At 74.8% G+C, this 26679-nt stretch carries 24 protein-coding genes; 20 read left to right on the top strand and 4 right to left on the bottom strand.

The features are described 5' to 3' along the window. Positions 1-8: 8 nt before the first annotated feature. From ftsW to ACWIX6_RS14420, 12 genes are all read left to right on the top strand, one after another. A complete protein-coding gene (gene ftsW, locus ACWIX6_RS14475; RefSeq protein WP_448613130.1) occupies positions 9-1715 on the top strand; it encodes a putative lipid II flippase FtsW in 1707 nt (568 codons plus the stop codon). Continuing rightward, positions 1712-2896: an undecaprenyldiphospho-muramoylpentapeptide beta-N-acetylglucosaminyltransferase gene (gene murG / locus ACWIX6_RS14470; protein WP_448613129.1), complete on the top strand. Its 1185-nt coding sequence runs from the start codon at positions 1712-1714 to the stop codon at positions 2894-2896. Before ftsW ends, murG begins: the two co-directional genes overlap by 4 nt. Then, a complete protein-coding gene (murC, locus tag ACWIX6_RS14465) occupies positions 2893-4365 on the top strand; it encodes a UDP-N-acetylmuramate--L-alanine ligase (RefSeq protein WP_448613128.1) in 1473 nt (490 codons plus the stop codon). The genes murG and murC overlap by 4 nt, the downstream gene beginning before the upstream one ends. Next, on the top strand, positions 4362-5174 hold the full coding sequence (locus ACWIX6_RS14460; protein ID WP_448613127.1) for a cell division protein FtsQ/DivIB: 813 nt from the start codon (positions 4362-4364) through the stop codon (positions 5172-5174). The genes murC and ACWIX6_RS14460 overlap by 4 nt, the downstream gene beginning before the upstream one ends. Positions 5175-5290: 116 nt before the next feature. Then, positions 5291-5875 (top strand): peroxidase-related enzyme, encoded by a 585-nt coding sequence (locus tag ACWIX6_RS14455; protein WP_448613126.1) that lies wholly within the window; start codon positions 5291-5293, stop codon positions 5873-5875. A 354-nt stretch (positions 5876-6229) separates the two neighbouring features. Beyond that, on the top strand, positions 6230-7519 hold the full coding sequence (gene ftsZ, locus ACWIX6_RS14450; RefSeq protein WP_448613125.1) for a cell division protein FtsZ: 1290 nt from the start codon (positions 6230-6232) through the stop codon (positions 7517-7519). A gap of 109 nt (positions 7520-7628) precedes the next feature. Continuing rightward, the gene (gene pgeF / locus ACWIX6_RS14445; protein WP_448613124.1) at positions 7629-8360 is read left to right on the top strand and encodes a peptidoglycan editing factor PgeF; all 732 of its coding nucleotides are present in this window, start codon (positions 7629-7631) and stop codon (positions 8358-8360) included. A gap of 94 nt (positions 8361-8454) precedes the next feature. Beyond that, the gene (locus ACWIX6_RS14440; protein WP_448613123.1) at positions 8455-9180 is read left to right on the top strand and encodes a YggS family pyridoxal phosphate-dependent enzyme; all 726 of its coding nucleotides are present in this window, start codon (positions 8455-8457) and stop codon (positions 9178-9180) included. 80 nt (positions 9181-9260) lie between these two features. Continuing rightward, the gene (locus ACWIX6_RS14435; protein ID WP_448613122.1) at positions 9261-10001 is read left to right on the top strand and encodes a cell division protein SepF; all 741 of its coding nucleotides are present in this window, start codon (positions 9261-9263) and stop codon (positions 9999-10001) included. A 54-nt stretch (positions 10002-10055) separates the two neighbouring features. Beyond that, positions 10056-10355 carry a YggT family protein gene (locus ACWIX6_RS14430; RefSeq protein ID WP_448613121.1) on the top strand — a complete coding sequence of 100 codons (300 nt, stop codon included), beginning with the start codon at positions 10056-10058 and terminating at the stop codon, positions 10353-10355. 49 nt (positions 10356-10404) lie between these two features. Continuing rightward, positions 10405-11139 (top strand): DivIVA-like cell division protein Wag31, encoded by a 735-nt coding sequence (gene wag31 / locus ACWIX6_RS14425; protein WP_448613120.1) that lies wholly within the window; start codon positions 10405-10407, stop codon positions 11137-11139. A gap of 105 nt (positions 11140-11244) precedes the next feature. Continuing rightward, positions 11245-12186: a hypothetical protein gene (locus ACWIX6_RS14420; RefSeq protein ID WP_448613119.1), complete on the top strand. Its 942-nt coding sequence runs from the start codon at positions 11245-11247 to the stop codon at positions 12184-12186. Here the strand turns inward: ACWIX6_RS14420 and ileS are convergent. After that, positions 12183-15347, bottom strand: coding sequence for an isoleucine--tRNA ligase (gene ileS / locus ACWIX6_RS14415; RefSeq protein WP_448613118.1), 3165 nt, complete (start codon positions 15345-15347; stop codon positions 12183-12185). The two genes, ACWIX6_RS14420 and ileS, sit on opposite strands and share 4 nt — an antisense overlap. Before the next feature lie 108 nt (positions 15348-15455). Between ileS and ACWIX6_RS14410 the strand changes: the two genes are divergently transcribed. After that, positions 15456-16970 carry a potassium/proton antiporter gene (locus ACWIX6_RS14410; protein ID WP_448613117.1) on the top strand — a complete coding sequence of 505 codons (1515 nt, stop codon included), beginning with the start codon at positions 15456-15458 and terminating at the stop codon, positions 16968-16970. A 56-nt stretch (positions 16971-17026) separates the two neighbouring features. Here the strand turns inward: ACWIX6_RS14410 and ACWIX6_RS14405 are convergent, their stop codons facing one another. Together ACWIX6_RS14405 and ACWIX6_RS14400 are read right to left on the bottom strand one after the other, a co-directional pair. Next, positions 17027-17677, bottom strand: a complete 651-nt coding sequence (locus ACWIX6_RS14405) for a response regulator transcription factor (protein ID WP_448613116.1) — start codon at positions 17675-17677, stop codon at positions 17027-17029. Then, complete coding sequence (locus ACWIX6_RS14400) at positions 17665-19635, bottom strand: histidine kinase (protein ID WP_448613115.1); 1971 nt, start codon at positions 19633-19635, stop codon at positions 17665-17667. Before ACWIX6_RS14400 ends, ACWIX6_RS14405 begins: the two co-directional genes overlap by 13 nt. A 194-nt stretch (positions 19636-19829) precedes the next feature. On the opposite strand from ACWIX6_RS14400, the gene ACWIX6_RS14395 reads away from it, so the two are divergent. From ACWIX6_RS14395 to ACWIX6_RS14380, 4 genes are all read left to right on the top strand, one after another. Beyond that, entirely contained in the window at positions 19830-20483 is a 654-nt protein-coding gene (locus ACWIX6_RS14395) for a hypothetical protein (RefSeq protein WP_448613114.1), read from the top strand. Between the two features lie 191 nt (positions 20484-20674). Further along, on the top strand, positions 20675-21217 hold the full coding sequence (locus tag ACWIX6_RS14390) for a hypothetical protein (protein ID WP_448613113.1): 543 nt from the start codon (positions 20675-20677) through the stop codon (positions 21215-21217). Positions 21218-21362: 145 nt separating this feature from the next. Then, a complete protein-coding gene (locus ACWIX6_RS14385; protein WP_448613112.1) occupies positions 21363-21827 on the top strand; it encodes a GNAT family N-acetyltransferase in 465 nt (154 codons plus the stop codon). A 121-nt stretch (positions 21828-21948) separates the two neighbouring features. Further along, complete coding sequence (locus ACWIX6_RS14380; RefSeq protein ID WP_448613111.1) at positions 21949-22251, top strand: YybH family protein; 303 nt, start codon at positions 21949-21951, stop codon at positions 22249-22251. Positions 22252-22304: 53 nt separating this feature from the next. Here ACWIX6_RS14380 and ACWIX6_RS14375 read toward each other — a convergent pair whose 3' ends face one another. Continuing rightward, complete coding sequence (locus tag ACWIX6_RS14375) at positions 22305-23786, bottom strand: malate:quinone oxidoreductase (RefSeq protein ID WP_448613110.1); 1482 nt, start codon at positions 23784-23786, stop codon at positions 22305-22307. 246 nt (positions 23787-24032) lie between these two features. Between ACWIX6_RS14375 and lspA the strand changes: the two genes are divergently transcribed. From lspA to ACWIX6_RS14360, 3 genes are all read left to right on the top strand, one after another. Continuing rightward, entirely contained in the window at positions 24033-24656 is a 624-nt protein-coding gene (gene lspA, locus ACWIX6_RS14370; RefSeq protein ID WP_448613109.1) for a signal peptidase II, read from the top strand. A gap of 67 nt (positions 24657-24723) precedes the next feature. After that, positions 24724-25686 (top strand): RluA family pseudouridine synthase, encoded by a 963-nt coding sequence (locus tag ACWIX6_RS14365; protein ID WP_448613108.1) that lies wholly within the window; start codon positions 24724-24726, stop codon positions 25684-25686. A gap of 12 nt (positions 25687-25698) precedes the next feature. Continuing rightward, positions 25699-26487, top strand: coding sequence for a CPBP family intramembrane glutamic endopeptidase (locus ACWIX6_RS14360; RefSeq protein WP_448613107.1), 789 nt, complete (start codon positions 25699-25701; stop codon positions 26485-26487). The last annotated feature ends 192 nt before the right edge of the window (positions 26488-26679 follow it).

Genomic DNA, 26679 nt, shown 5'->3' with positions numbered 1-26679 from the left:
TCCCGGCCGTGACCAGCACCCGGCGGGCCGAGCCACGCGAACGCCCGGCCGCCCGGACCCGCTCCGAGCCTGCGGCGCCCCGCCGGCGGTTCCCCGGCCCGGCGTGGCTGGACGGCCCGATGACCAGTTCCCAGCTGGTGCTGGGGTCGGCGGGGATGCTGCTGGTGATCGGGCTGATCATGGTGTTCTCCGCCTCGTCGATCGAGGCGGCCCTGGCCGACCAGCCGGCCTGGCTGCCCGGCGTCCGGCAGATCGTCTTCGCCGGCATCGGGCTGGTGCTCATGCTCGTCGCGCTGCGGTTACCGGTGGGCCGGCTGCGGCGGTGGTCGGGCCGGGGCATGCTGCTCGTCGTCGTCCTGCTCGCGCTGGTGCTGGTCCCCGGGGTGGGCATCAAGCTCAACGGGTCCCGGGCGTGGTTCGACCTCGGGTTCACCAACTTCCAGCCCTCGGAGCTGGCCAAGCTGGTCTTCGCCGTCTGGGGTGCGCACGTCATCGCGCTGCGCGAGCGGTACCTGACCACCCGGACGCTGCTGGTGCCGGTCCTCCCGGCCTTCGGGCTGATCTCGGTGCTGCTGATCCTCGAGCCGGACATGGGCGCGGTGGTGAGCCTGGGCCTGGTCGTCGCCGGGCTGCTCTGGACCGGTGGCCTGGCCCTCCGGTGGATCGCCGCCGCGGTCGTCCTGGTGGCCGGCGCGGTGGGGTTGATGATCTCCGCGGCCTCGTACCGGATGGCCCGGATCACCTCGTTCCTCGACCCGTGCGCCGACGCCGGCGACGGCGGCTACCAGGCCTGCCGCGGCCTGCGCGCGCTGGGCACCGGAGGGCTGTGGGGGGTCGGCCTGGGCAACAGCGCCACCAAGTGGAACGGGCTGCCGCACGCGGAGTCCGACTTCATCTTCGCCATCATCGGCGAGGAGCTGGGTCTGCTCGGCTGCCTCGTGGTCGTCGCGCTGTACGGGATCCTGGCCTACGCCGGGTTCCGGATCGCCCGCCGCTCGACCGACCGGTTCATCCAGCTGGCCAGCGTCGCCATCACCGTGTGGCTGATCGGCCAGGCCACGATGAACATGGGCTACGTCGTCGGCCTGCTGCCGGTCACCGGCGTCCAGCTGCCGCTGATCTCCGCCGGGGGCACCTCGCTGGTGCTGACCCTGTTCATCGTCGGGCTGCTGGCCCGCTTCGCCCGGTCCGAGCCCGAGGCCATCGCCTTCCAGCGCGCCCGGCCGCCGAGCCGGCTGACCCGGCTGTTCCTGCCGGTGCCCACCGAGGCGGTGGCGCCCCTGCCGTCCCGCCGCCGGCGCGACAGCCGTCCCCGCCGGGACGGCGGTGGCCGCGACACCCGGGACGACACCCGCACCGGCGCCCGGACCGGCGTCCGGGTGCCCGCGCCGGCCCGGGAGGAGCCCGGCCGGCGGCGTTCCTCCGGCGACGGCCCCCTGCGGGCGGGCGAGGGGCGGCAGGGCCCCGCGCCGCGACCCCGCCGGGAGCCGGTGCCCCCGGTCGAGCAGGCCGCCCGCGGCGACCGGCAAACTGTCCGCGGCCGGCCTCCCGCCGGTGACCGCGTCCCGCTCCGGGACCGTCCGCCGTCCGTGGCCGGCCCCGGGACCGGTGCGCCGCGCGACCGGAGCGCCCCGGCCGACCCACCCGGAGGCCGCGGGCGCCCGGCGCCGCGGTCCCGCACCCCGAGAACGGAACGGCCAGGACGCCTGCAGTGACCTCCGCCCAGCCAGCCCAGGACCGTCCTCCCGCAGGCGGCCCCGCCCCGGACTCCCCGGCGCGCACCCGCCCGGTGTCGGTCGTCCTCGCCGGCGGCGGGACCGGCGGGCACATCGAGCCGATGCTCGCCCTCGCCGACGCGCTGCGCCGGCGCGCCGGCACGCCCGGCGGCCCGCCGCGGGTCACCTGCCTGGGCACCAGCCGTGGGATGGAGACCCGGCTCGTGCCCGCCCGCGGGTACGACCTGCGGCTGATCCCGCCGGTGCCGCTGCCGCGCAAGCCCACCGTCGACCTGCTCCGGGTCCCCGGCCGGGTGCGCCGCTCGGTGGCCGAGACCCGGGCGCTGCTGACCGAGCTGTCCGCCGACGTCGTCGTCGGGTTCGGCGGCTACGTCGCGCTGCCGGCCTACCTGGCCGCCTGGCGCGCCGGGGTGCCGGTGGTCGTCCACGAGCAGAACGCCCTGCCCGGGCTGGCGAACCGGGTCGGTGCCCGGATCGCCGCCCGGGTCGCGGTGACCGTGCCCGGCACCCCGCTGCGCGGCGGGGAGCACGTCGGCATGCCGCTGCGCCCGCAGCTGACCTCGCTGGACCGCGCCGGCCTGCGGGTGCAGGCCCGCGCGCACTTCGGTCTGGACGCCGACCGCCCGACGCTGCTGGTCTTCGGCGGCTCGCAGGGGGCCGCGACGCTGAACCGGGCCGCCACCGGGGCGGCCGACGCGCTGACCGCGGCCGGTGTCCAGGTGCTGCACGCCCGCGGGCCGAAGAACACCGACGTGACCGTCCCGGCCCGCCCGCCCGGGCAGCCGCCGTACGTGGTCGTTGACTACCTGGAGCGGATGGACCTGGCCTACGCCGCCGCGGACCTGGCGCTGTGCCGGTCCGGCGCGGTGACCGTCGCGGAGCTCTCCGCGGTGGGCCTGCCCGGGGTGTTCGTCCCGCTGCCCATCGGCAACGGCGAGCAGCGACGGAACGCCCTGCCCCTGGTCGAGGCCGGCGGCGGCCTGCTGGTCGAGGACGCCGAGCTCACGCCGTCCTGGATCGGCGAGCACCTGCTGCCGCTGGTCACCGACCCGGTCGTGCTGGCCGGGTACGCCGCGCACGCGCGGGCGGCCGGGACGCCGGACGCCGACGACCGGCTGGCCGACATCGTGCTGTCCGTGGCGTCCGGAGCCGGGTCGTGAGCGCCGCCGACGTCGCCGCCTGGCGCGACCCGATCCCCTCCCTGGACTCCCTCGGCGCGGTGCACTTCATCGGCATCGGCGGCGCCGGGATGAGCGGCATCGCCCGGATCCTGCTGGCCCGCGGCCTGACCGTCTCGGGCAGCGACCGACGCGACTCCCCGGCCCTGCTGGCCCTGGCCGCGCTCGGCGCCCGGGTGGCGGTCGGGCACGACGCCGCCCACCTGGGGGACGCCGAGACCGTCGTCGTCTCCACCGCCATCCGGGCCGAGAACCCCGAGCTCGCCGCCGCGCGGGAGCGGGGCCTGCGGGTGCTGCCCCGGGCGGTCGCGCTGGCCGCGGTCATGGCCGGGCTGCGCAGCGTGGCGGTGGCCGGCACCCACGGCAAGACCTCCACGACCTCGATGCTCACCGTGGCCGTGCAGGCGTGCGGCGTCGACCCGTCCTTCGCCATCGGCGGCGACCTCAACGAGTCCGGGTCCAACGCCCACTCAGGAGAGGGCGACGTCTTCGTCGCCGAGGCCGACGAGAGCGACCGCTCGTTCCTGCTGCTGGCCCCGCACGGCGCGATCGTCACCAACGTCGAGGCCGACCACCTGGACAACTACGGCGACCTGGCCGCGGTGGAGCAGGCCTTCGACACCTTCGTGTCGACCGTGGACCCCGACGGCTTCGTCGTGCTGTGCGCCGACGACCCCGGCGCGGCCCGGCTGCGCGGGGTCGGCACCGCGGCCCGGGTGCGCACCTACGGGTTCACCGAGGGCGCCGACCTCCGGCTGGGCGACCTGCAGGTCGGCCCCGAGGGCAGCCGGTACACCGCGGCCCTCGACGGCGCCGACCTCGGGGTGGTGACGATCCGGCTGCCCGGCGAGCACATGGCGCTCAACAGCGCCGCCGCCCTGCTCGCCGGTCTGGAGCTGGGGCTGCCGGCGGAGGGCCTGGTCAGCGGGCTGGCCCGGTTCGGCGGGGTGCACCGCCGCTTCGAGCTCAAGGGCACGGTGGCCGGCGTCCGCGTCTACGACGACTACGCCCACCACCCCACCGAGGTGGCCGCCCAGCTGCGGGCCGCCCGGGCGGTGGCCGGGGACGGCCGGCTGGTGGTCGCGTTCCAGCCGCACCTCTACAGCCGCACGGCCGAGTTCGCCGGCGCGTTCGGGGAGGCCCTGGGCCTGGCCGACGAGGTCGTGGTGATGGACGTCTACGGAGCGCGGGAGGACCCGGTGCCCGGCGTCACCGGGGCCATGGTCGCCGAGGCCGTGCCGCTGCCGGCGGCGCAGGTGCTGTTCGAGCCGTCCTGGTCGGCGGCCGCGCCGGCGCTCGCCGCCCGCGCCCGACCCGGCGACCTGGTGGTCACGATGGGCGCCGGTGACGTGTCGATGGTCGGCCCGGAGGTGCTGGCCGCGCTCACCGGGGACGACGGCGCAGCAGCGCCGGCACCGGACGGCGGGCCGGGGGAGGCCGGAGCGCGGTGAGCCGCGCGGCGACGACCCGCGACCGGGCCCGGACGGGCCGGGGCCGGGTCCCGAACGCCGCCTCCTCGGCGGTCACCTCGCTGCGCGCCCGGCGGCCGCGGCGCACGGGCCGGCGCACCCGCCCGCGGCGCCGGTGGATCGCCGGGGCGGCCGTGCTCGCCGTCGTCCTGGCGCTGGGCGGCTGGGGGGTGCTGGCCGGTCCGCTGCTGGCCGTCCGCACCGTGCAGGTCGACGGGGCGGTCACGCTGTCGGTGGAGCAGGTCGTCGAGACCGCGGGCGTCGAGCCGGGCCGGCCGCTGGTGCGGGTGGACACCGAGGCCGTCGCGGCACGGGTGGCCCGGCTCCCGCAGGTGGCCCGCGTCGAGGTGACCCGCGGGTGGCCGCGGACCGTCGTGGTCACGCTGGCCGAGCGGGAGCCGGTGGCCGTGGTCGAGGTGGCCGGGACCCGCTCGCTGGTCGACCGCAACGGCATCCTGTTCGACACGATCACCGGCGAGCCCCCCGTGGGGGTCTTCCCCCTGGCGGTCGCCCACCCCGGCCCAGACGACGCGGCCACCACCGCCGCCCTCGGCGCGGTGATCTCCCTGCCGCGCGACGTCCGGGAGCAGGTGACCGCCGTGTCGGCCAGCACCGCCGACGACGTGACGCTGACGCTGACCGACGGGCGCACCGTGCTGTGGGGGAGCGCCGCTCAGACCGACCGCAAGGCCCGGGTGCTCGGGGGCCTGCTCGACCAGATCGACGCCGGCACGCTGGAACCGGCCGGCACCCTGGACGTCAGCACCCCGGACGCCGTCGTCCTGAGGTGAGGAAGGACCCCGCTGCCCCCCACGGCTCGCAGGCTCGCCGCGGGGCCCTGCAGCGGGGCCGGGGCGAACCTCTGGACGGGGCCGACAACGGGCCGGCCGTGCGGGACAGTGACCCGGTGACCGCACAGCCGATCAGCCGCTTCCCGCTCGTCCCCGCCGCCGACCTGCCGCCCGACCTCCGCGACCGGTTCGCCGAGGTCGCCGACGCCAGCGGCTTCCTGCCCAACGTCTTCGCCGCGCTGGCCTGGCGGCCGGCCGAGGCGCGGGCGTTCTTCGCGCTGCACGACGCGCTGATGGACAAGGACACCCCGGCGCTGTCCGTAGCCGACCGCGAGGTGGTCGTCGTCGCCACCAGCGCGGTCAACGACTGCCTCTACTGCGTCGTCGCCCACGGCGCGCTGGTGCGCATCCGGGCCCGGGACCGGCACCTCGCCGACCAGGTCGCCGTCGACTGGCGGAAGGCCCCGCTGTCGGACCGGCTGCGGGCGGTCGTGGCGGTCGCGGTGAAGCTCGCCGCCGCGCCGGTGACGGTGGAGGGAGCCGACCTCGACGCGCTGCGGGCCCACGGCCTCACCGAGGACGACGTGTGGGACGTCGGCGCGATCGTCTCGCTGTTCGCGCTGTCCAACCGGCTGGTGCACTGGGCCGCGGTCCCGCCGAACGAGGAGTTCTACCTGATGGGCCGGGTGCCGCGGAGCTGACGCCGGGGCCTGCTGCGGAGCTGCTCCAGCGCGCCGGCGGACCGACACGCCTGTCACAGCCGACACGCCCGGCGCCGAGACGGACCTGGAGAAGCGGTAGTCGGGCGCGTCGGACGTGCTCCGACCGGCCTCGACCCCTACATGAGACAACGAGCGCGCGGGTCGTCACCGCTCGTGAGTCGGATGTGACGGTGGGGTCGGGGGAGGTTCGTGTGTTCCTGCCCGCTGGACACGCCGAGCCGGGGAGGGTGCTTGCTGCGTCGATCCGGCACACCTAACTTCGACCGCAACGCCACTAGTTGACATAACTATAAGGCTCAACCAGAGGATGAGGGTCCAGTTGGGGAGCGCAGCATGACACCTCCGCACAACTACCTCGCGGTCATCAAGGTCGTCGGCATCGGCGGCGGCGGGGTGAACGCGGTCAACCGCATGATCGAGGTCGGCCTCAAGGGGGTCGAGTTCATCGCGATCAACACCGACGCGCAGGCACTGCTGATGAGCGACGCCGACGTCAAGCTCGACGTCGGCCGTGAGCTCACCCGCGGCCTGGGCGCCGGTGCGCAGCCCGACGTCGGGCGGCAGGCCGCGGAGGACCACCGCGAGGAGATCGAAGAGGTGCTCAAGGGCGCCGACATGGTCTTCGTGACCGCCGGCGAGGGAGGTGGCACCGGCACCGGCGGCGCCCCGGTGGTCGCCTCGATCGCCCGCAAGCTCGGCGCGCTGACCATCGGCGTGGTCACCCGCCCGTTCTCCTTCGAGGGCAAGCGGCGGGCCGTGCAGGCCGAGTCCGGGATCGAGGAGCTGCGCAACGAGTGCGACACGCTCATCGTCATCCCGAACGACCGGCTGCTGCAGCTGGGTGACCGGAACGTCAGCGTGATGGACGCCTTCCGCACCGCCGACCAGGTGCTGCTCTCCGGTGTCCAGGGCATCACCGACCTGATCACCACGCCCGGCCTGATCAACCTGGACTTCGCCGACGTCAAGTCGGTCATGTCCGGGGCGGGCTCGGCGCTCATGGGCATCGGCAGTGCCCGCGGGGACAACCGCGCGCTGCTGGCCGCCGAGCAGGCGATCGCCAGCCCGCTGCTGGAGGCCTCGATGGAGGGCGCCCACGGCGTGCTGCTGTCCATCAGCGGCGGCTCGGACCTGGGGCTGTTCGAGATCAACGAGGCGGCCTCGCTGGTCTCCGACGCCGCGCACCCCGACGCCAACATCATCTTCGGGGCCGTCATCGACGACGCCCTCGGTGACGAGGTCCGGGTCACCGTGATCGCGGCCGGCTTCGACAACAGCAAGCCCGGCACCCGCAAGGACGGCGCGATCTCCACCGTCACGTCGGCGCCGGCGGCCCCGGTCGCCGCCCCGGCCCCGGCGGCCTCCGCGCCCGCGCGCACCCCGATGCCGGCCCAGGCGGCGGAGCGGCCGACCGGCCAGCCCGAGGCCCGCCCGGCCGCGCCGGCCGCCCCGGCGGCCTCCGCCCCGCGTCCGGGACAGCCCGGCGCCGTCCCGCAGGGCGGCGGGATCACCGTGCCGCCGCTGCCGCCCATCCCCGGCGCGGGCACCGGCAGCCGCCGGCCGCTGGCGTCGGAGGACTTCGAGGAGGAGCTGGACATCCCCGAGTTCCTGCGCAGCCAGTGAAGGACCCCGTCCTCCCCACCCTTCGCAGGCCCAGGGTGGGACCGGGGACGGGGCCGTTCCCAGTGGCCTGCACGGGGGCCATGTCCGGGTGGCCGGGCAAGATGAGGGCATGAGCACGTCACCGGCCGCCTCGGCGGGGGTGCGACCCAGACGGGTCGTCACCGACCGCCGGGGCGGCCGTTCCGTCCCGCCGTACGACTCCTTCAACCTCGGCGGGCACGTCGGTGACGACCCGGCCGCGGTGGCGGCCAACCGCGAGCGGCTGGCCCGGGAGATCGGCGTGCCGGTGGACCGGCTGGTCTGGATGAGCCAGGTGCACGGCACCGGGGTCGCCATCGTGGAGGACGCCACCGAGAACCCGGTGGCCGACGTCGACGCCCTGGTCACCGCCACCCCCGGGCTGGCGCTCTGCGTGCTCGCCGCCGACTGCGTGCCGGTGCTGCTCGCCGACCCGGTGGCCGGCGTGGTCGCCGCGGTGCACGCCGGCCGCGAGGGCGTGCGGCGCGGCGTCGTCCCGGCCGCGCTCGCGGCCATGACCCGGCTGGGCTCCCGGCCGGCGGACGTCGAGGCACTGCTCGGCCCCGCGGTGTGCGGACTGGACTACGAGGTGCCCGCCACCATGCAGGCCGAGGTCGCCCGGGTCGCGCCGGCCGGCGCGGTGCGGACCCGGCAGGGGACACCCGGACTGGACCTGCGGGCCGGGCTGGCCGAGGTGCTGACCGGCGCCGGGGTGCGCCAGGTGGTGCACGACCCCCGCTGCACGGTCGAGGACCGGCGGCTGTTCAGCCACCGCCGGGAGGGCCGGACCGGTCGCCACGCCGGGGTCGTCTGGCTGGCGTAAGGACCCCGTCCTACCCACCCTTCGCACGCTCAGGGCGGTACCCGGGACGGGGCCGTTCCAGGGGCTCGCAGGAGGGACGGGTCTGGGTTGGATGATGGCGTCCGTGGACCGGCTCGAGCACAACCTGCGGAGCGTCCGGGCGCGGATCGACGCGGCGGCGCGGGCCGCCGGGCGGGACCCGGCCGACGTCCGCCTGCTCGCGGTGAGCAAGACGTGGCCCGCCGCCGACGTCCGGGCGCTGGCCCGCCTCGGGCAGCGGGAGTTCGCCGAGAACCGGGTGCAGGAGCTGGCCGGCAAGGTGGCCGAGCTGAGCGGCCCCGACGAGCCGCCGCTGCGCTGGCACCTGGTCGGCCAGCTGCAGCGGAACAAGGCCGGTCAGGTGGCCCGCCTCGGCGCGGTGGTGCAGTCGGTGGACCGGCTGCCCCTGGTCGTCGCGCTGGACCGCGCGGCCCAGCAGGCCCAGGCCCAGCTGGAGGTCTTCGTGCAGGTCGACCTCGGCGGGCCACCGGGGGAGGACGGCGCCCGCGGCGGCGCACCGCCCGAGGAGGTCCCGCGGCTGGCCGACGCCGTCGTGGGGACCGAGGGCCTCCGGCTGCTCGGCCTGATGGCGGTCGCCCCCCGTGGCGAGGACCCCGTTCCGGCCTTCGCCCGGCTCGCCGCGCTGGCCGAACGCATCCGGTCCGACCATCCTGCGTCCAGGGAGGTATCGGCAGGCATGAGCGCGGACCTGGAGGCTGCTGTGACAGCTGGTGCCACTGTGGTGCGTGTCGGAACCGCGTTGTTCGGCGACCGCGCCCTAGGTTCCGGACGAGAGGTGTGACCACCCGCCACGGGAGCCACACCAGCAACACCCGTTCCACGGTTCGCACAGCCGAAGACGAGACCAGAGGGAGACGTCCGATGGCCGGAGCCATGCGAAAGATGGGGGTCTACCTGGGCCTCGTCGAGGACGACGACGCGCGCGGCGGGTACGACCGCTACGCCGCCCGCCAGTCCGACTACGACGAGCGCGGGTACGACCGGTACGCGACCGGCGACTACGACGAGGGCGCGGCCGACCCGCGCTACGACGCCGGCTACCCCGACACCGACCTCCCGGGCGGCTACGGCAGCGGATACGACGCCGAGCCGGTCCAGGAGCTCGCCCCGGAGCCGGAGCCCGCCCCGCCGGTCCGCCGGCCGGTGGCCGCGCGGTCCCTCGGACTGGCCGGCACGCCGTCCTCGGGCGGCAACGGGGCCACCCGGCTCGGCGGTTCGGCCGGCACCGGCAGCTCCCTGGGCAGCGCGGCCGGCCTCGCCGTCCGCGAGCCCGTCGCCGCGGTGCCCACGCCGGCGCCGGCGCCGGCCAAGCCGACCCCGCAGCCGTACCGGATCACCACGCTGCACCCGCGCACCTACAACGAGGCCCGCACCATCGGCGAGCGGTTCCGCGAGGGCATGCCGGTCATCATGAACCTGACCGAGATGAGCGACGCGGACGCGAAACGACTCGTCGACTTCGCCGCGGGCCTGTCGTTCGGGCTGCACGGTAGTATCGAGCGGGTCACGGCGAAGGTCTTCCTGCTCAGCCCCCAGGACGTCGACGTGACCGCTGAGGACAAGGCCCGCATCCGTGAGGGCGGGTTCTTCAACCAGTCCTGAACCGGGCGCGTCGCGAGGGTCCTCCCCGCGCGACGCCATGAACGAGCGGGGATCGTGGCTCTACTCCTGCAGATCGTCTCGTCGATCCTGCTCGTCTTCCTGATCCTGCTCTTCGCGCGGTTCGTCGTCGACTGGGTGATGGTGCTGGCGCGCAGCTGGCGCCCGTCCGGCTTCGTCGCGGCCGGCCTCGAGGTCGTGTACGCGACCACCGACCCGCCGCTGAAGGCGATCCGTAAGGTCATCCCGCCGTTGAACCTCGGGTCCATCCGTCTGGACCTGGCGTTCATGGTGCTGCTCATCGCGGTCTTCCTGCTCCGCGGCCTGGTCAACGGCCTGGCCGTGAGCGTCGCGTGAGCCCTGTCGTTTCCGCCCCGTCCCACCCGTCCGACCTGAGGTGAGCCCCATGCCACTCACGCCCGCCGACGTGCACAACGTCGTCTTCAAGAAGCCGCCGATCGGCAAGCGCGGCTACGACGAGGACGAGGTCGACGCCTTCCTCGACGTGGTGGAGGCCGAGCTGGCCCGGCTGATCGAGGAGAACAACGACCTGCGCGCCGCGGGTGTCGGCGCGCCGCGCACCGAGGAGCGCCCGGCCGAGCCCGCCCCGGTCGCCGCCCCCGTCGCACCGCCGCCGCTGCCGGCCGCCGCGCAGGCCCGCGAGGACGAGAGCATCCGGGCGTCCCGGATGCTGTCGCTGGCCAGCGAGACCGCCGAGCGGTACGTGAACGAGGCCAAGTCGCAGGCCGACTCGATGGTCGGCAGCGCGAAGACCAACAGCGAGCGGATGCTGGCCGAGGCCCGCACCAAGAGCGAGCAGATGGTCAGCGAGGCCAAGAGCCGCGCCGACGCGATGATCGCCGACTCCCGCACCCGTGCGGACACGATGGAGCGCGAGGCGCGGGCGAAGGCGACCGCCCTGGCCCAGGACGCCGAGCGCCGGCACGCCGAGGCGATGGGCTCGCTGGAGGAGAAGCGCGCCAGCCTGGACCGCAAGGTCGACGAGCTGCGCACCTTCGAGCGCGAGTACCGCACCCGGCTGCGGTCCTACCTGGAGTCACACCTGCGGGACCTGGACAGCCGCGGTTCCGCGGAACCGTCCACGACGAACAACCGGCAGAACCAGCACGTCGGAGCCTGAAGCGCCCGCACAGCGTCACCCGAGCCCCGCCGGACCTGGTCCGGCGGGGCTCGGTCGTGTCCGGCGGGCCGAGCCGGGAGCGGGCCCGCGCACTAGCATCGGACCGTGATCTTGCTCGCGGGGGTGCTGGTCCTGGCGGCTGTGGTGCTGCTGGTCCTGGGGCTGACCCAGGAGTCCCCCGTCCTGCAGTGGGCGTCGTTCGCGGCCAGTGCCCTGGCCGCCCTGGCCGTGGCCGGCGGCGAGGTCCGCCGGCACCTGGCCGCCCGCGGCGCGGCCGGACCGCGAGCGGACCCGGAGGACGAGTGGTCCCCGGTGGCTGCGCCGCCCGCGGCCCCTGCCCAGCCGCGACCTGTCGACCCGCCGACGTCCGTGGTCCCCGCGGCCGAACCGCAGCGGCAGCGCCCGCCGAGCCAGGAGCAGCCGCGGGTCGTCCCGCCGAGGCGCGCGCAGCCGGTGCACGAACCGCCGACGCAGGCCCCGCCGGTCCAGGAACCGCCGACCCAGGCCCCGCCGGCGTACGACCCGCCGGCGTACGACCCGCCGGGCTACCAGCCGCCGAGCTACGACCCGCCGGCGTACGAGCCGCCGAGCTACGAGCCGCCGAGCTACAGCCCGCGGGGCTACAGCCCGCCGGCGTACGAGCCGCCGAGCCACCAGCCGGCGACCTATGACCCGCCCAGCTACAGCCCGCCGAGCTACGACCCGCCGAGCTACGACCCACCGGCCGCCGGACCGGCAGCAGCGGTCCCCGCGGCCGCCGTGCCGGCCGCGGGAGGCGGACCCGCGGTCGTCGGGGCCGACGGCGAGCCGCCGGTGGAGGAGGTCGAGGTGACCGACCTGCTCGTCGTCCTCGACCTGCACGACGAGGTGCTGGTCGTCGACGAGCACCCCCGCTACCACCTGGCCGGGTGCCCGCACCTCGCCGGCGTGGACACCTTCCCGCTGCCGATGGTGGAGGCCCGCACCGACGGGTTCACCCCGTGCGGGACGTGCGCGCCCGACCGGAACCTGGCCCGGGTCGAGCGCGCCCGCCGCTCGCGGGGCTAGTCGCCGGCGCGGGCGACCCAGACCCGGGACCCCTGCGGGCCCTCGACGCCGTCGCCGGCCCCCGGGGTCGCGGCGTGCACGGCGGTGGCCAGCACCTCACCGGCCAGCTGCTCGGTGTGCTCGGTGAGCGCCTGGGCCACCGCGCCCTCCCCGGTCCACCACAGCTCGATCCGGTCGCTGACCGCCAGGCCGCTGCCCTTGCGGGCGTCCTGCACCAGCCGGACCACCTCGCGGACCAGGCCGGCGCGCTCCAGCTCCGGGGTCAGCGTGAGGTCCAGAGCCACGGTCAGCCCCGCGGCCGACGCCACGGTCCACCCCTCGCGGGGGGTCTCGGTGACCACCAGGTCGCCCTCGGCGAGGGGGACGGGCGCGCCGTCGACCTCGACCACGGCGTCGCCGGCGCGGTAGGCGGCGACCAGCTCCCCGGGGTCGGCGGCGGCGACGGCGGCGGCGACCGCCTGGACCTGCTTGCCCAGCCGGCGGCCGACCGCCCGGAAGTCCACCTTGACCGAGACGTCGACCAGCGAGCCCCCGACGGCGGACAGCTCGGTCAGCTCGGCGACGTTGAGCTCGTCGGCCACCTCGGCGACCAGGTCGCGGGGCAGCTGCGCCCACCCGGGGGCCGCGACCAGGGCACGGGCCAGCGGCTGGCGGGTGCGCGCCTTGGCGGAGGTCCGGGCGGACCGGCCGAGCTCCACGAGCCGGCGCACCAGGGCCACCTGCTCGACCAGCACGTCGTCGCGGGCGTCGGCGTCCACGACCGGCCAGCTCGCCAGGTGCACGGAGTCGACGGCGCCCGGCGTGCCCGGCGCCACGGCGGTGCTCCACACCCGCTCGGTGACGAAGGGGGTGAACGGGGCCATCAGCCGGGTCAGGCCGTCGAGCACCTCGTGCAGGGTGGCCAGCGCCGCCGGGTCGCCGTCCCAGAACCGGCGCCGGCTGCGCCGGACGTACCAGTTGGACAGGTCGTCGACGAACTCGGCGAGCAGCCGCCCCGCGGTCTGGGTGTCGAAGTCCTCGAGGGCGTCGGTGACCCCGGCGGTCACCGAGGCGAGCTCGGCCAGCGCCCAGCGGTCCAGCAGCGGGCGCTCCGCCCGCGGCGGGGCCGTGCTGCCCTCGTGCCCACCGGCGGGGTCCCAGCCGTTGGTCTCGGCGTACAGGGTGAAGAAGCTGGCGGTGTTCCAGTAGGTGAGCAGCACCTTGCGGACCACCTCGGACAGCGTCTCGTGGCCGACCCGGCGGGCCGACCACGGTGACCCGCCGGCCAGCATGAACCAGCGGACGGCGTCGGCGCCGTGCCGGTCCATCAGCGGCATCGGCTCGAGGATGTTGCCCAGGTGCTTGCTCATCTTGCGGCCGTCCTCGGCCAGGATGTGGCCCAGGCACAGCACGTTCTCGTAGGAGCCGCGGTCGAAGACCAGCGTGCCGACGGCCATCAGCGTGTAGAACCAGCCCCGGGTCTGGTCGATCGCCTCGGCGATGAACTGCGCGGGGTAGGCGGCCTGGAACTCCTCCTGGTTCTGGTGCGGCGCCCCCCACTGGGCGAAGGGCATCGACCCGGAGTCGTACCAGGCGTCGATGACCTGGCGCACCCGCCGGTAGGTGCCCTCCTCGCCGGGCAGCGTGAAGGTGACCTCGTCGATGAACGGGCGGTGCGGGTCGAGGTCGGCGAGGTCCCGGCCGGTCAGCTCGGACAGCTCGGACAGCGAGCCGACCGCCACCAGCCGGGTCGGGTCGGCGTCGTTGCGCCAGATCGGCAGCGGAGTGCCCCAGTACCGGTCCCGGGACAGCGCCCAGTCGACGTTGTTGCGCAGCCAGTCGCCGTACCGGCCCCACTGCACGTTCTCCGGGTGCCACGACGTCTTCTCGTTCTCCGCCAGCAGCCGGTCCTTGATCGCGCTGGTCCGGATGTACCAGGACGGCTGCGCGTAGTACATCAGCGGGGTGTGGCAGCGCCAGCAGTGCGGGTAGCTGTGCTCGTAGCGCAGTTCCCGGTACAGCACCCCGCGCTGCTGCAGGTCCTCCACCAGCGCTGGGTCGGCGGCCTTGAAGAAGTGCCCGCCCACCAGCGGCACGTCTGCCAGGAAGTGGCCGGAGGCGTCGATCGGGTTGACCACCGGCAGGCCGTAGCCGCGGCACACGGCGAGGTCGTCGGCGCCGAAGGCGGGGGACTGGTGCACCAGGCCGGTGCCGTCGTCGGTGGTGACGTAGTCGGCCAGGACGACGTAGTGCGCGTCCTCGCCGTCGGGGAAGGCGACCAGCTCGAAGGGCCGCTGGTAGTGGACCCGCTCCCAGTCCCGGCCGGAGGTCTCCGCCAGCACCTCGACGTCGGCGTCCCCGAAGACGGCGCCGAGCAGCGGCTGCGCGACCACCAGGGTGTCCTGCCCCGACCGGGCCACCACGTAGGTGACGTCGGGGTTGACCGCGACGGCGGTGTTCGACGGCAGCGTCCACGGCGTCGTCGTCCAGACCAGCAGGTCGGCCCGGCCGGCCCACTCGCCGCTGGTGACCGGCAGCCGGACGTACACCGACGGGTCGGTGATCGACTCGTAGCCCTGGGCCACCTCGTGGTCGGACAGCCCGGTGCCGCAGCGCGGGCAGTAGGGCGCCACCCGGTGGTCCTCGACCAGCAGGCCCTTCTCGAACACCTGCTTGAGCGACCACCAGACGCTCTGCACGTAGCTGGAGTCCATCGTCCAGTACGCCGTCGACATGTCGACCCAGTAGCCCATCCGCTCGGTGAGCTCGGTGAAGGCGTCGACGTGCCGCTCGACCGACGACCGGCACCGGGCGTTGAACTCGGCGATGCCGAACCGCTCGATGTCCGGCTTGCCGGCGAAGCCCAGCTCCTGCTCCACGGCGATCTCCACCGGCAGGCCGTGGCAGTCCCAGCCGGCCCGGCGGGGCACCGAGAAGCCCTGCATCGTCTTGAACCGGGGGAAGACGTCCTTGAAGGCCCGCGCCTCGATGTGGTGCGTGCCGGGACGCCCGTTGGCGGTCGGCGGGCCCTCGTAGAACACCCACTGCGGCTTGTCCGCCGAGCCCTCCAGCGTGCGGGCGAAGACCTTGCCGTCGGCCCACTGCGCGAGCACCTCGTGCTCGAGCGCGGGCAGGTCGACCTGAGGGGGGAGGGCACGGAACGGACCAGCGGGCGAGCTCACGGTCCCCATCATCCCTGACCGGCGGCACCGCCTCGACCGGCCCGGTGGACGCGCCGTTCCCGTCGGGGGATCGCCGTACGGGAGACTTCGCCCCATGAGGGGGCGCGGGTGAACACGACGGTCACCGTCGCGCTGGCGCTCGGCGCGCTCGTCGTGCTCGTGGCCGCGGTCGCGCTGCGCGTCGCCGACCGGCTCGGTCTCCCCTCCCTGCTGCTCTACCTGGCGCTCGGCCTCGTGCTCGGCGAGGGCGGTGTGGGGAACATCGAGTTCGAGGACGTCGAGCTCACCCAGACCCTGGGCGTGGCCGCCCTGGTGGTGATCCTCGCCGAGGGCGGGCTCACCACCCGGTGGGCCGACGTCCGCCGGGCGATCGGCCCGGGCATCGCGCTGGCCACCGTGGGCGTGGTGGTGAGCGTCGCGGTCGTCGGGGCGATCACCGTCCTGCTGCTGGACTTCCCCTGGCCGCTGGCCCTGCTGCTGGGCGCGGTGGTCAGCTCCACCGACGCGGCCGCGGTGTTCGCCACGCTGCGCCGGCTGCCGCTGCCCCGGCGGATGGCCGCGGCGCTGGAGATGGAGTCCGGGCTCAACGACGCCCCGGTCATCCTCCTGGTGATCGTGCTGTCCGAGCAGCTCACCGGCGGGGTCACCCACCCCTGGTACCTGGTGTTGGCCGAGGTGGTCGCCGAACTGATCGGCGGCGCGGTCATCGGGCTGGGGATCGGTGTCGGCGGGGCCTGGCTGCTGCGGCGCACCGCGCTGCCGCTGGTCGGCTTCTACCCGCTGGCCACCCTGGCGCTGTGCGTGCTGGCCTTCGCCTCGGCGGAGCTCGCCCACACGTCGGGCTTCGTGGCGGTCTACCTGTGCGGGCTCGTGCTCGGCAACTCCGCGCTGCCGCACCGGGCGGGCACCATCGGCTTCGCCGAGGGGATGGCGTCGCTGGCCCAGATCGGGCTGTTCGTGCTGCTCGGCCTGCTGGTGTCCCCGTCCCGGCTGCCCGACGCGCTGCTCCCGGCGCTGCTGATCGGCGGCGCGCTGCTCCTGGTCGCCCGGCCGCTGTCGGTGCTGGTCAGCCTGGTGTGGTTCCGGATGCCGATGTCCCAGCAGCTGTTCCTGTCCTGGGCGGGGCTGCGCGGCGCGGTGCCGATCGTGTTCGCGACCTTCCCGATCGCCCTGCAGGTCCCGGGTGCGACACAGGTCTTCGACATCGTGTTCGTGCTCGTCGTGGTCTTCACCGTGGTGCAGGGCTGGTCGCTGCCGGCCGTGGCCCGGCTGCTGGGGATCGCCACCCCGGTGACCCCCCGGGACATCGACGTCGAGTCCGCCCCGCTGGACGAGCTGGGCGCGGAGCTCATGCAGCTGAAGGTGCCGGAGACCTCACGGCTGCACGGCGTGTACCTCCCCGAGCTCCGGCTCCCGGACGACGCGGCCGTGGTGCTCGTCGTCCGCGACGGCCGGCCCTTCGTGCCCGACCGCACCACCCGGCTGATGCGCGGCGACCAGGCCCTCCTGGTGTCCTCGCGGGCATCCCGCGCCGAGGCCGAGCGCCGGCTGCGCGCGGTCAGCCGGGCCGGCCGCCTCGCCACCTGGCGAGGCGAGACCGGCCGAGCGACGGAAGTGGACTAGCGCGCAGCCGGGGACGGCCCCTGACCGCGGTGTCGTCCGGGAGGACGACGCTGTGCTCAGCTCCGCTGATGCTTCCCGAGGTACGTCAGCACCGCGAGGACCCGTCGGTGGGCGTCCTCGCCGTCGGGGAGGTCGAGCTTCTCGAGCACGTGGCGCACATGTGTCTCCACCGTGCGCTCGCTCAGGAACAGCCGCCGGGCGATGCCGGTGTTCGTCCACCCCTCGGCGACGAGGCCGAGCACCTCCTGCTCGCGTTCGGTGAGGCGGCCGACCGGGTCGCGGTCCCCGCGTCCGGCCACGAGGCCGGCGACCACGTGGGGGTCGAGCGCGGAGCCACCGCGGGCGACCCGCTCGGCCGCGCCGAGGAACTCGCCGACGTCGAGCACACGGTCCTTGAGCAGGTACCCGAAGCCGCCCATCCCGACGAGGGCCACCGCATGCGTCGTCTCGACGTGCTGGGACAGCAGGAGCAGGCCCAGTGACGGGTGCTCCCGCTTGAGCTCCGCCGCCGCGCGGGCGCCCTCGTCGGTGAACGTGGGCGGCATCCGGATGTCCAGCACGACGAGGTCGGGACGACGGACGGTGACGGCGTCCGACAGCCCGCCGGCGTCCCCGAGCGAGGCGACGACCTCGTGCCCGGCATCGACGAAGAGCCGACCGAGACCCTCGCGGAGCAGCGTCTGGTCCTCGGCGATCACGACACGCACGGCAGCTCCGCGGTCAGCGTCGTCCCACTGCCGACCACGCTCTCCAGGCGCAGGGTCCCGCCGAGCGCCGCGACCCGGTCGGCGAGCCCGCGCAACCCCGAGCCGTCCCGGGCGACCGCTCCGCCGACGCCGTCGTCCACGACGGACACGACGAGCGAGCCGTTCGACCGCCCGGCGCTGAGCGTCACCCTGGTGGCGCCGGCGTGCTTGATCGCGTTGGTCAGACCCTCGCAGCCGATGTAGTAGACGGCTGCCTCCACGTCCCGGCCGAACCGCTCCTCGGGTGCGGTCACCTCGACCGGCAGCGGTGCGCGGCGGGACAGCTCCCGGAAGGCGGGGACCAGCCCCGCGTCGAGTTGGGCGGGCGGGAGACCGTGCGCCAGGCCACGCAGCTCCTCGATGGCGACGGCGATCTCGGCGACCGCCTCGTCCAGGGTCCGACCGGCCTGCTCGGGAGCGGCCGTGGTGAGCTGGTGCTGGGCGTGCCGCAACGCGAGCCCGATCGAGACCAGTCGCTGCTGCGCCCCGTCGTGCAGGTCGCGCTCGAGCCGTCGCCGTTCCGCGTTGCCGGCCTCGATGATCCGGGTCCGGGAGGCCCGTACCTCGGCGAGCTGACGACGGAGCTCGACTCGCAGCCGGGCGATCTCGATGGCGAGGCCACCTGCCTCGACGACCTGCCGGAGGAGCGTCGGGTCGTCTCCTGGCGACGGGTCGTGCAGCACCTCCGCGAGGGGTCGTCCACCGCGCTCGATCGGCAGCCGGGTCCGGCCGCCGGCGGCCGCGTCGGTGACCGGAGCCCCCTCGGCGTCGACGTAGCAGTGGCTCTCCGGCAGGAAGTAGTGCAGCTCCACGGTCTGGTCCGCGAGGACCGCGCGCAGGGTGTCCTGCACCTCCTCGGGCGCCGCCCGCCCGGCCCGGAGCGCCTCGAGGAAGTCCGTCATCCGGTGGAGAGCCGTGTACCTGGCACGGTTGAAACGCCGATCGGTGGCGTCCTGGACGCGCGCCCGCAGCGGGCGGAACGCCACCGCCACCACCAGGGTGGCACCGGCCGTGGCCCACGCCGACCCTCGGCCGACCGCGATCCCGAGCAACAGCGCCGTCGCCGCGTAGGCCGCCGCCAGGAGCACCGTCAGGACCGCGTAGACGAGCGTGCGGTTGATGACGACGTCGATGTCGTAGAGGCGGTAGCGCAGGATCGCCACGCAGGCAGCGACCGGCAGCGCGGTGAGCGCCACCGCCGCGAGGACGCGCACCACCGGGACCGTGTCCCAGAGCGCCGCCGACGCCGGCAGGACCACCGCGGCGAGGACGGCGGCGTAGGTGAACCACTTGACCTGCTGTCGCTGCACCGCATCGGCCCGTCGGGCGCGCAGCACGAGTGAGACGACGGCGGCGAGCAGGGTGGCGGTGATCAGCGCGAACCCCAGGTCGAAGAGGGCCGCGGTCGGCAGTGCGTCGGTGGCCAGCGGGTTGCGGCCCGCGGCGAACTCCGGCGCCCGATCGGGACTGAGGGCCCAGCCCACCAGGGCGATGGAGAAGCCGGCCGCGCCCAGCCACACGACCGGGACCCACCGCCGGCCGGGGAGCCGGCCCGTGGGGAACAACAGGAAGGTGAGGACCCACCCGAAGCCGCTGGGCAGCCAGCTCGCCGTGGTGGTCCACTCAGCGGCCGGTCCGGCCGGCCAGCCCTGCTCGACGGCCCGCAGGCCCCACCCCTGCGCCAGGTCGGCGGCCAGCGCGTTGAGCAACCCGAAACCGCAGAACAGCCAGCCGATCGAGTTGCCCGGCTCGCGGGAGGCGATCAGCGCGCCGGCACCGACCAGCGACGTCGAGAACACCGCGTACAGGAACGTGTCGTAGGGCGCTTCCAAGCCCCAGGACAGCGCCACCGCGGCGGCCTCGGTCAGCAGCGCCGACCCGAGGAACGCGGCCGGCAGCGGCGCCAGCGACCGCTTCATCCCCGGAGTGTCCCGCCCGGCCCCACCTGCGACAACGGTGCTGGTACTGAGCCTGCGGGCGGTGCGGTCCCTGATGCAGGTCCCGCAGTCGCACCGACGCGGCGACCCACCGCTGGTCCCTAACGTTCCGGCGCATCAGGGCGGGCTGCGGACGTCGCAGCCCACGGCGGGCCCTACGACGAAGGAGGACAACCGTGAACACCAGAACGAGTCCGGCCCGCACCGCGACCCAGACCTCCCCGGCACGGCCGACGACCTACGGGGCAGGCGTCGCCTGCGTCCTGGGTGCGGTCGTGCTGACCCTGGGCGGCGTGGCGACGCAGGTCGCCGCGGCGGGTACGTCGGTCTCCGACCAGGTGTGGCACTACCCGTGGAAGAGCGGGACCTTCGTCGCGATCACGGTCCTCTTCGCCCTCGCCCAGGGTCTGCTGGTCGTCGGTGTCGGAGGGTTGCGCCGCAGCGGCGCCGCCGGGTCGGGCAGGACAGCACGCACCGGACTCGCCCTGGCCGTGACGGGCACGGCGGTGATCGTGGTGGGCCACCTCGTGTCGATACCCGTGCGCGAACAGGCGGTGGACGACGCCGGTGCCGTGGCCGCCGGTCTTGCCTTCCTCCTCGGCACCGTGCTCTCGGCGGTCGGCTTCCTGCTGGCCGGGGCGGCCACGCTGCGGACGACTGTGTGGCGGGACGCGTGGCGGTTCGTCCCGCTGGCCATCGGGATCTGGCTGGTCGCGATGCTCGGGTTGCAGTTCACGCCGTTCCTCCCGACGGCTGCTGCCGTCCTCACGGCGCTCTTCGTCGCTCTGGGCATCGCCCTCGTTCGGCCTCCGACCTCGGTGGTCCCGTGATGACCGCCGGACCGGACTGCCCTGTGGCGGCCAGTGCCGTCCGCGACGACCGCGCGAGCCGCGTGATGGTCGCCGATGCCGCGCCCCAGGAGGTGGCGACCCGTCGGCCCGCCGGTGCATCTGGCCCGGCGGTGCCGGCACTCGTCGGCGCGGTCGCAGGCTTGGCTTGGGCGGCATCACTGCGGTCGCTGATGACCGAGATCGCCGGGCCGGAGTCGACGGTGACCTGGTCCGGCACTTTCGGCTGGGTCCTGTTGCCGGGCGTCGTCGTGGGCGCCCTGCTCGGCTGGGCCGAGCACCTTCGCCGCACCGGCGGCCGCTCTGGCTGGCGGTGGCTCGCCTGGTCGCCGCTCCTGTTCGCCGCTGTGCTGATCCCCGCCCTGTGGCACCCCAGCACCGCTTTCCAGGGCGGCATCGGAGTCGGCGCCATCGGCGTCCCCCTGATCGGCATCGTCGGCGGCTGTGCTCTGTCGGCTCGCGGCCGGGTGTGGTGGCGGGTGGTCGCCGGACTGGTGTTCATGGCCGGACTGGCGGTCTGGGCCCTCACCGCCGAGTCCGTCGGAGGTCCGAGCCTCGCCCTGAGCACGCCGCACGGGGCGTGGGTCGCCGTCCTCTACTACTCGCTCCTGGCGGTCCTGGCCCTCGCCGCCGCGATCCCGCAGCGGCCGGTGGTCCAGGCCCGCCGGCGCGCGCTCGCTCGACCCGGTACCGCAGTGCCGGGACAGAAGGGCTGACGCGATGACCGCACTCCGACCGCAGGCCCGACCCTCGACGTCCGCGGACCGGTCGCGGGTAGCGGCCGTCCTGGCCCGCGCCTTCACCGACGACCCCGTCATCGTCCACCTGTTCCCCCCGGACGGGCATCGACGGGAGGAGCGGTTGAACCGGTTCTTCGCCCTGGAGCTGCCCCGCAGCGAACGCCTCCAGGGGAGCTGGGTGTCGACGGACGGCAACGGAGCGGCGATCTGGTACCCGCCGGGTACCTGGCGACCCAGCACCTGGGAGACGCTCCGCCAGACGCCGGCGGCGCTGCGCATCTTCGGCCGGCAGATCAGCCTCGCGTCGTGGGCACAGTCCGTGATGCAGGAGCACCATCCGACCCAGCCCCACTGGTACCTCTACCACCTGGGGACGGAGCCGGAGGAACAGGGCACGGGGATCGGCGCCGCGGTGATGCGCCCGGTACTCGATCTCTGCGACCGCCATCGCCTGCCCGCCTATCTGGAGGCATCGAGTCCCCGCAATCGCGCGCTGTACGAGCGCCACGGGTTCGAGCGCCTCGACCCCCTCGTGATGCCCGGGAACGGGCCGACGATGTACCCGATGTGGCGAGAGCCGCAGTGAGCCGAGAGGCGAGTTCATGGCACACGGACTGGCACTGGACGACATCCACCCGGCAGTCGAACGGACGGTCAACGACGGTGACGTCGAGGGCTTCGTCGCCCTGTAGGCCCCCGACGCCCTGATGGTCCTCCCGGACGGTTCGACCGTCACCGGCTACGAAGCCATCCGGGAGGTCGCGACCCGACTCGTCGCGCTCCACGGCCGCATGGAGGTCACCACCCGCTATGTGATCGAGGCAGGCGACCTGGCCATCCTGAGCAACGAGTGGACCGTCAGCGCCGGAGGAGCAGCCATGTCCGCGGTCACGGCCGAGGTCGCGCAGCGCCAGCCCGATGGCGGGTGGCTCTACGTCGTCGACAACCCCTACGCCGTCGTCGACGATCCCTCGAGGATCCGGACGCCGACACCGGCATCGACGCTCTGACCGGGGCCTCCGCCGTCTCCACGCACCGTCGACCTCGTCCGGGTGACCGCTCCCTAACCGTTCAGCTCGAGGACCCGGGTGGTGTCGGCGCGGACCTGGGCGAGGAGCGCCGGCTCCTCGGACAGCTTGTGCCCGTAGGAGGGGATGGCCTCCTGGATCAGCGGGCGCCAGGCGTCCACCTTGTCGGGGAAGCAGCGCTCCAGCAGGTTCAGCATGGCCGCCACCGCCGTCGAGGCCCCGGGGGAGGCGCCGAGCAGACCGGCGATGCTGCCCTCGCCGCCGACGACGAGCTCGGTGCCGAACTGCAGCACCCCGCGACCGGTCGGGTCCTGCTTGATGACCTGCACCCGCTGGCCGGCGGTGATCAGCTCCCAGTCCTCCTCCACGGCCGTGGGCACGAAGTCGGTGAGGGTCTCGTGCCGCGCGCCGCGGGACTGCAGCACCTGGCCGATCAGGTACCGGGTCAGCGGGACGTTGTCCTTGGCGACGCCGAGCATGGACCCGAGGTTGCTGCCGCGCACCGACTTGGGCAGGTCGAACAGCGAGCCGCCCTTGAGGAACTTCGGCGAGAACCCGGCGTAGGGGCCGAACAGCAGCGACTGGTCGTTGTCGATGTAGCGCAGGTCCAGGTGCGGCACCGACATGGGTGGTGCGCCGACGGCGGCCTGGCCGTAGACCTTGGCCTGGTGCCGGCCGACCAGCTCGGGGGACCGGGTGCGGAGGAACTGGCCGCTCACCGGGAAGCCGCCGAAGCCGCGGATCTCGGGGATGCCGGCCTTCTGCAGCAGCGGCAGGGCGCCGCCGCCGGCGCCGACGAAGACGAAGCGGGTGCGTACGGTGCGCCGCTCGCCGGTGCGGGTGTCGCGGGCGGTGACCGTCCAGCGGCCGTCGGCCTCCCGGTGCACCCGGTCCACCCGGGTGGAGGTGTGCACCTGGACGCCGCGGGTGCTGGTGGCGTCGAACATCAGCCGGGTGAGCGCGCCGAAGTCGACGTCGGTGCCGGCCGCCGAGCGGGTGGCGGCCATCTTCTGCCCGGGGTCGCGCCCCTCCATCATCAGCGGCACCCACTCGGCGAGCACCGCGGGGTCCTGGGTGTGCTCCATGCCCTCGAACAGCGGCTGCGCGGCCATGGCCTCGAAGCGGGTCCGCATGTACTTCTGGCCGGCCGGGCCGGTGACGAAGCTGATGTGCGGGACCGGGGTGATGAAGTCCTTGGGGGAGCCGGTGAGGCCCTCCCGGACCAGGTGCGACCAGAACTGGCGCGACACCTGGAACTGCTCGTTGATGGTGACGGCCTTCGCCGTGTCGACCCGGCCGTCCGGCCCGGCCGGCGTGTAGTTCAGCTCGCACAGGGCGGCGTGGCCGGTGCCGGCGTTGTTCCACGGCCCCGAGCTCTCCCCGGCGACGGCGTCGCCGGACTCGAACACCGTGATGCTCCAGTCGGGGGCCACGACCCCGAGCAGGGCGCTCAGGGTCGCGCTCATGATGCCGCCGCCGACGAGTACTACGTCGGGGTTCGCGGCGTCGGTGGTCACGATGTTCCTCCAGGAGCTCAGGACCGTCTCGCTGTCCATGGTCGTCCGCGCGTCGTGCCGGCACGTCCCCAACCAGGGGGCGCGGGCCCATCAGGCCCATGAGATCTGTCACAGTGTCGCGCGACGCAGCGCTGACCTGCGCGTCGAGCCGGGGTGTCCGACGTGCCGACGCGCCGGGGCGGACCCGGAGGACCGGGGTCTCGGTCCCGGGGAGCCCGTGCGCCCGCCGCTATGGTCGGGAGCGACGTGGCCGCTGGCGCTGCGCGGGAGGAGGCGGCGGCCGACGTGGACGAGCACCCCCACCCCTCGGGTGACCCGCGGCCCGGGTCGACCGCGGCTCCGGCCGGCACCCGGCGCCGGTCGCACGCCCGGTTGCTGCTGGCCCTGGCCGCGGCGGTGTTCGCCGTGGACCTCGGCACCAAGCTGCTGGCGGTGGCGCTGCTGTCCGACCGCGAGCCGCTCCGGCTGCTCGGGGGCGCCCTGTACCTGACCGAGGCCCGCAACACCGGCGCCGCGTTCTCCTTCGCCGAGGGCGCCACCGTGGTCTTCACGCTGATCGCCGTCGTCGTCGCGGTGGTGATCGTGCGGACCGCGCGCCGGCTGTACTCGACCGGCTGGGCGGTGGCGCTCGGGCTGGTCCTCGGCGGGGCGGTGGGCAACCTGGTCGACCGGGTGTTCCGCGACCCCGGCTTCCTGCGCGGCGGGGTGGTGGACTTCCTGTCGTTGTTCGCCCCCGATGGGAGCGTGTGGCCGATCTTCAACGTCGCGGACTCCGCGATCGTCTGCGGTGGTGTGCTGGGCGCCGTGCTGGCCTTCCGCGGCATCGAGTTCGACGGTGGGCGCGGTCGGGACGCCGGTCCCGCCGACTGAGCGCGGCCCCGTCCCGAGGCTCGCCGTGGCCGTGCGAGCCGGAGGGAGGACGGGGGCCTTCTGCACAATGGACCCCGTGACCAGCAGCCCCGGCCCGGTGGCCCCCGGTGAGCACCGTGCCCTGCCGGTCCCCGACGGCCTGGAGGGGCAGCGGGTCGACCAGGCGCTGTCCCGGCTGTTCGGGCTGTCCCGGGGCGTGGCCGCGGACCTGGCCGACGCCGGCCGGGTCGTCGTCGACGGGCGGGCCCGCGGCAAGGGCGACCGGCTCAGCGGCGGCAGCTGGCTGGAGGTGGAGCTCCCCCCGCCGCCGGGCGAGCCGGCTCCGCCGCGGCCGGTGGCCGGGCTGACGGTGGTGTACGACGACGACGACCTCGTGGTGGTCGACAAGCCGGTGGGCGTGGCCGCGCACGGCAGCCCCGGGTGGGACGGGCCGACCGTCACCGGCGGCCTGGCCGCGGCCGGCTACCGGATCTCCACCAGCGGCGCGGCCGAGCGGCAGGGCGTGGTGCACCGGCTGGACGCCGCCACCACCGGCCTGATGGTCGTGGCCAAGAGCGAGCGGGCGTACACCGTGCTCAAGGCCGCGTTCAAGGAACGCACGGTCGACAAGGGCTACCACGCCCTGGTGCAGGGCCACCCCGACCCGTCCAAGGGCACCATCGACGCCCCCATCGACCGGCACCCCAAGCACGACTGGCGCTTCGCCGTCGTCTCCGGCGGGCGCCCCTCGGTGACCCACTACGAGGTGGTCGAGGCCTTCCCGGCCGCCAGCCTGGTGGACGTGCACCTGGAGACCGGCCGCACCCACCAGATCCGGGTGCACTTCTCCGCGCTCCGGCACCCCTGCGTCGGCGACACGACCTACGGCGCGGACCCCACGCTGGCCGCGCGCCTGGGCGTGCAGCGGCAGTGGCTGCACGCCGTCCGGCTGGGCTTCGCCCACCCCGCGGACGGCGCCTGGGTCGAGTTCACCAGCGAGTACCCGGCCGACCTGGCCGGCGCGCTGGCCGTCCTGCGCGCCGAGAGCTGAGCGACCGCCGACGTGGACCTCGGGGCGGCCGCGCTGTCGGACTGGGGCCCGGCCCAGCTGGCCGCCGTGGTCATCGCCGGCTACCTGGTGGTGGGGGAGCCCTTCGTCGGGCACGCACTGCACCGCCGCTTCGAGGCCCGGCTGCGCACCGACCCCACCGCCCGGCGCTCGCTCTACCGCCGGCTGCTGGTGCTGGAGTGGGGACTGGCCCTGATCGCGCTGGTCGTCTGGCTGGCCGCGCCGGGCGTCCCTGCCGCGCAGGTCGGGCTCGGCTGGCCGCGGCAGTGGCCCGGCGTCGCGGCGACGACCGGCTGCCTGCTGCTGCTGGCCCTGGCGGCCTGGTCCACCCTCTCGCTGCGCTCCGGCGCGCTGGCCGGTCCGCCGGCGCCGGCCCGCCCCGGGGAGGCGCGGCACGCCGAGGCCCCGGGCGCGGCCACCCTGGCGCTGCTGCCGCGCACCCCGCTGGAGCGGCGGCTGTTCGCGGTGGTCGGGGTGACCGCGGGGGTGTGCGAGGAGTGGCTGTACCGGGGCTTCTTCCTCGCCGTGACCGCCGCGGTCCTGCCCGGGCTGCCGACCCTGCTGCTGGTCCTCCTCGCGGCGCTGGCCTTCGGGGTGGCGCACGCCTACCAGGGCGTCACCGGGATGGTGACCACCGGCGTGCTCGGTGGTGTGCTGGCGGCGGTGTACCTGTCCAGCGGCTCGCTGCTCCTCCCGGTGCTGCTGCACGCGCTGATCGACCTGCGGTTCCTGTTGGTGCCGGCCTCCGCCCTGCCGGCGCCGTCCGACGGCGTCCGGGGGTGACCCGTCGGGAGACCGCGCGGGTGACCTCCGCCACCGGTGTGACGGATCGGTCCGGGCGAGGCGAGACACGTCCTGTCAGACCCTCGGCGTAGACAGCGGTCAGTGCGAGGATCGACCCGGTCCCCGCACTGCACCCGGAACACCGGACCAGTGAGCACTGGCCTTCCCCGCCGGTCTGCAGGAGCGACTCGT

The organism is Modestobacter sp. URMC 112, from assembly GCF_053502575.1.
The sequence above is the reverse complement of the archived record's forward strand: the minus strand, read 5'-3'. Positions and strand labels throughout refer to the sequence as shown.

What these genes read in the sequence shown, in the direction of transcription:
- ftsZ (WP_448613125.1), top strand. Translation starts at nt 6,230, where the DNA reads ATGACACCTCCGCACAACTACCTCGCGGTCATCAAGGTCGTCGGCATC.
- pgeF (WP_448613124.1), top strand. Translation starts at nt 7,629, where the DNA reads ATGAGCACGTCACCGGCCGCCTCGGCGGGGGTGCGACCCAGACGGGTC.
- ACWIX6_RS14440 (WP_448613123.1), top strand. Translation starts at nt 8,455, where the DNA reads ATGGCGTCCGTGGACCGGCTCGAGCACAACCTGCGGAGCGTCCGGGCG.
- ACWIX6_RS14435 (WP_448613122.1), top strand. Translation starts at nt 9,261, where the DNA reads ATGGCCGGAGCCATGCGAAAGATGGGGGTCTACCTGGGCCTCGTCGAG.
- wag31 (WP_448613120.1), top strand. Translation starts at nt 10,405, where the DNA reads ATGCCACTCACGCCCGCCGACGTGCACAACGTCGTCTTCAAGAAGCCG.
- ACWIX6_RS14400 (WP_448613115.1), bottom strand. Translation starts at nt 19,635, where the DNA reads ATGAAGCGGTCGCTGGCGCCGCTGCCGGCCGCGTTCCTCGGGTCGGCG.
- ACWIX6_RS14390 (WP_448613113.1), top strand. Translation starts at nt 20,675, where the DNA reads ATGACCGAGATCGCCGGGCCGGAGTCGACGGTGACCTGGTCCGGCACT.
- ACWIX6_RS14380 (WP_448613111.1), top strand. Translation starts at nt 21,949, where the DNA reads ATGGTCCTCCCGGACGGTTCGACCGTCACCGGCTACGAAGCCATCCGG.
- ACWIX6_RS14365 (WP_448613108.1), top strand. Translation starts at nt 24,724, where the DNA reads ATGGACCCCGTGACCAGCAGCCCCGGCCCGGTGGCCCCCGGTGAGCAC.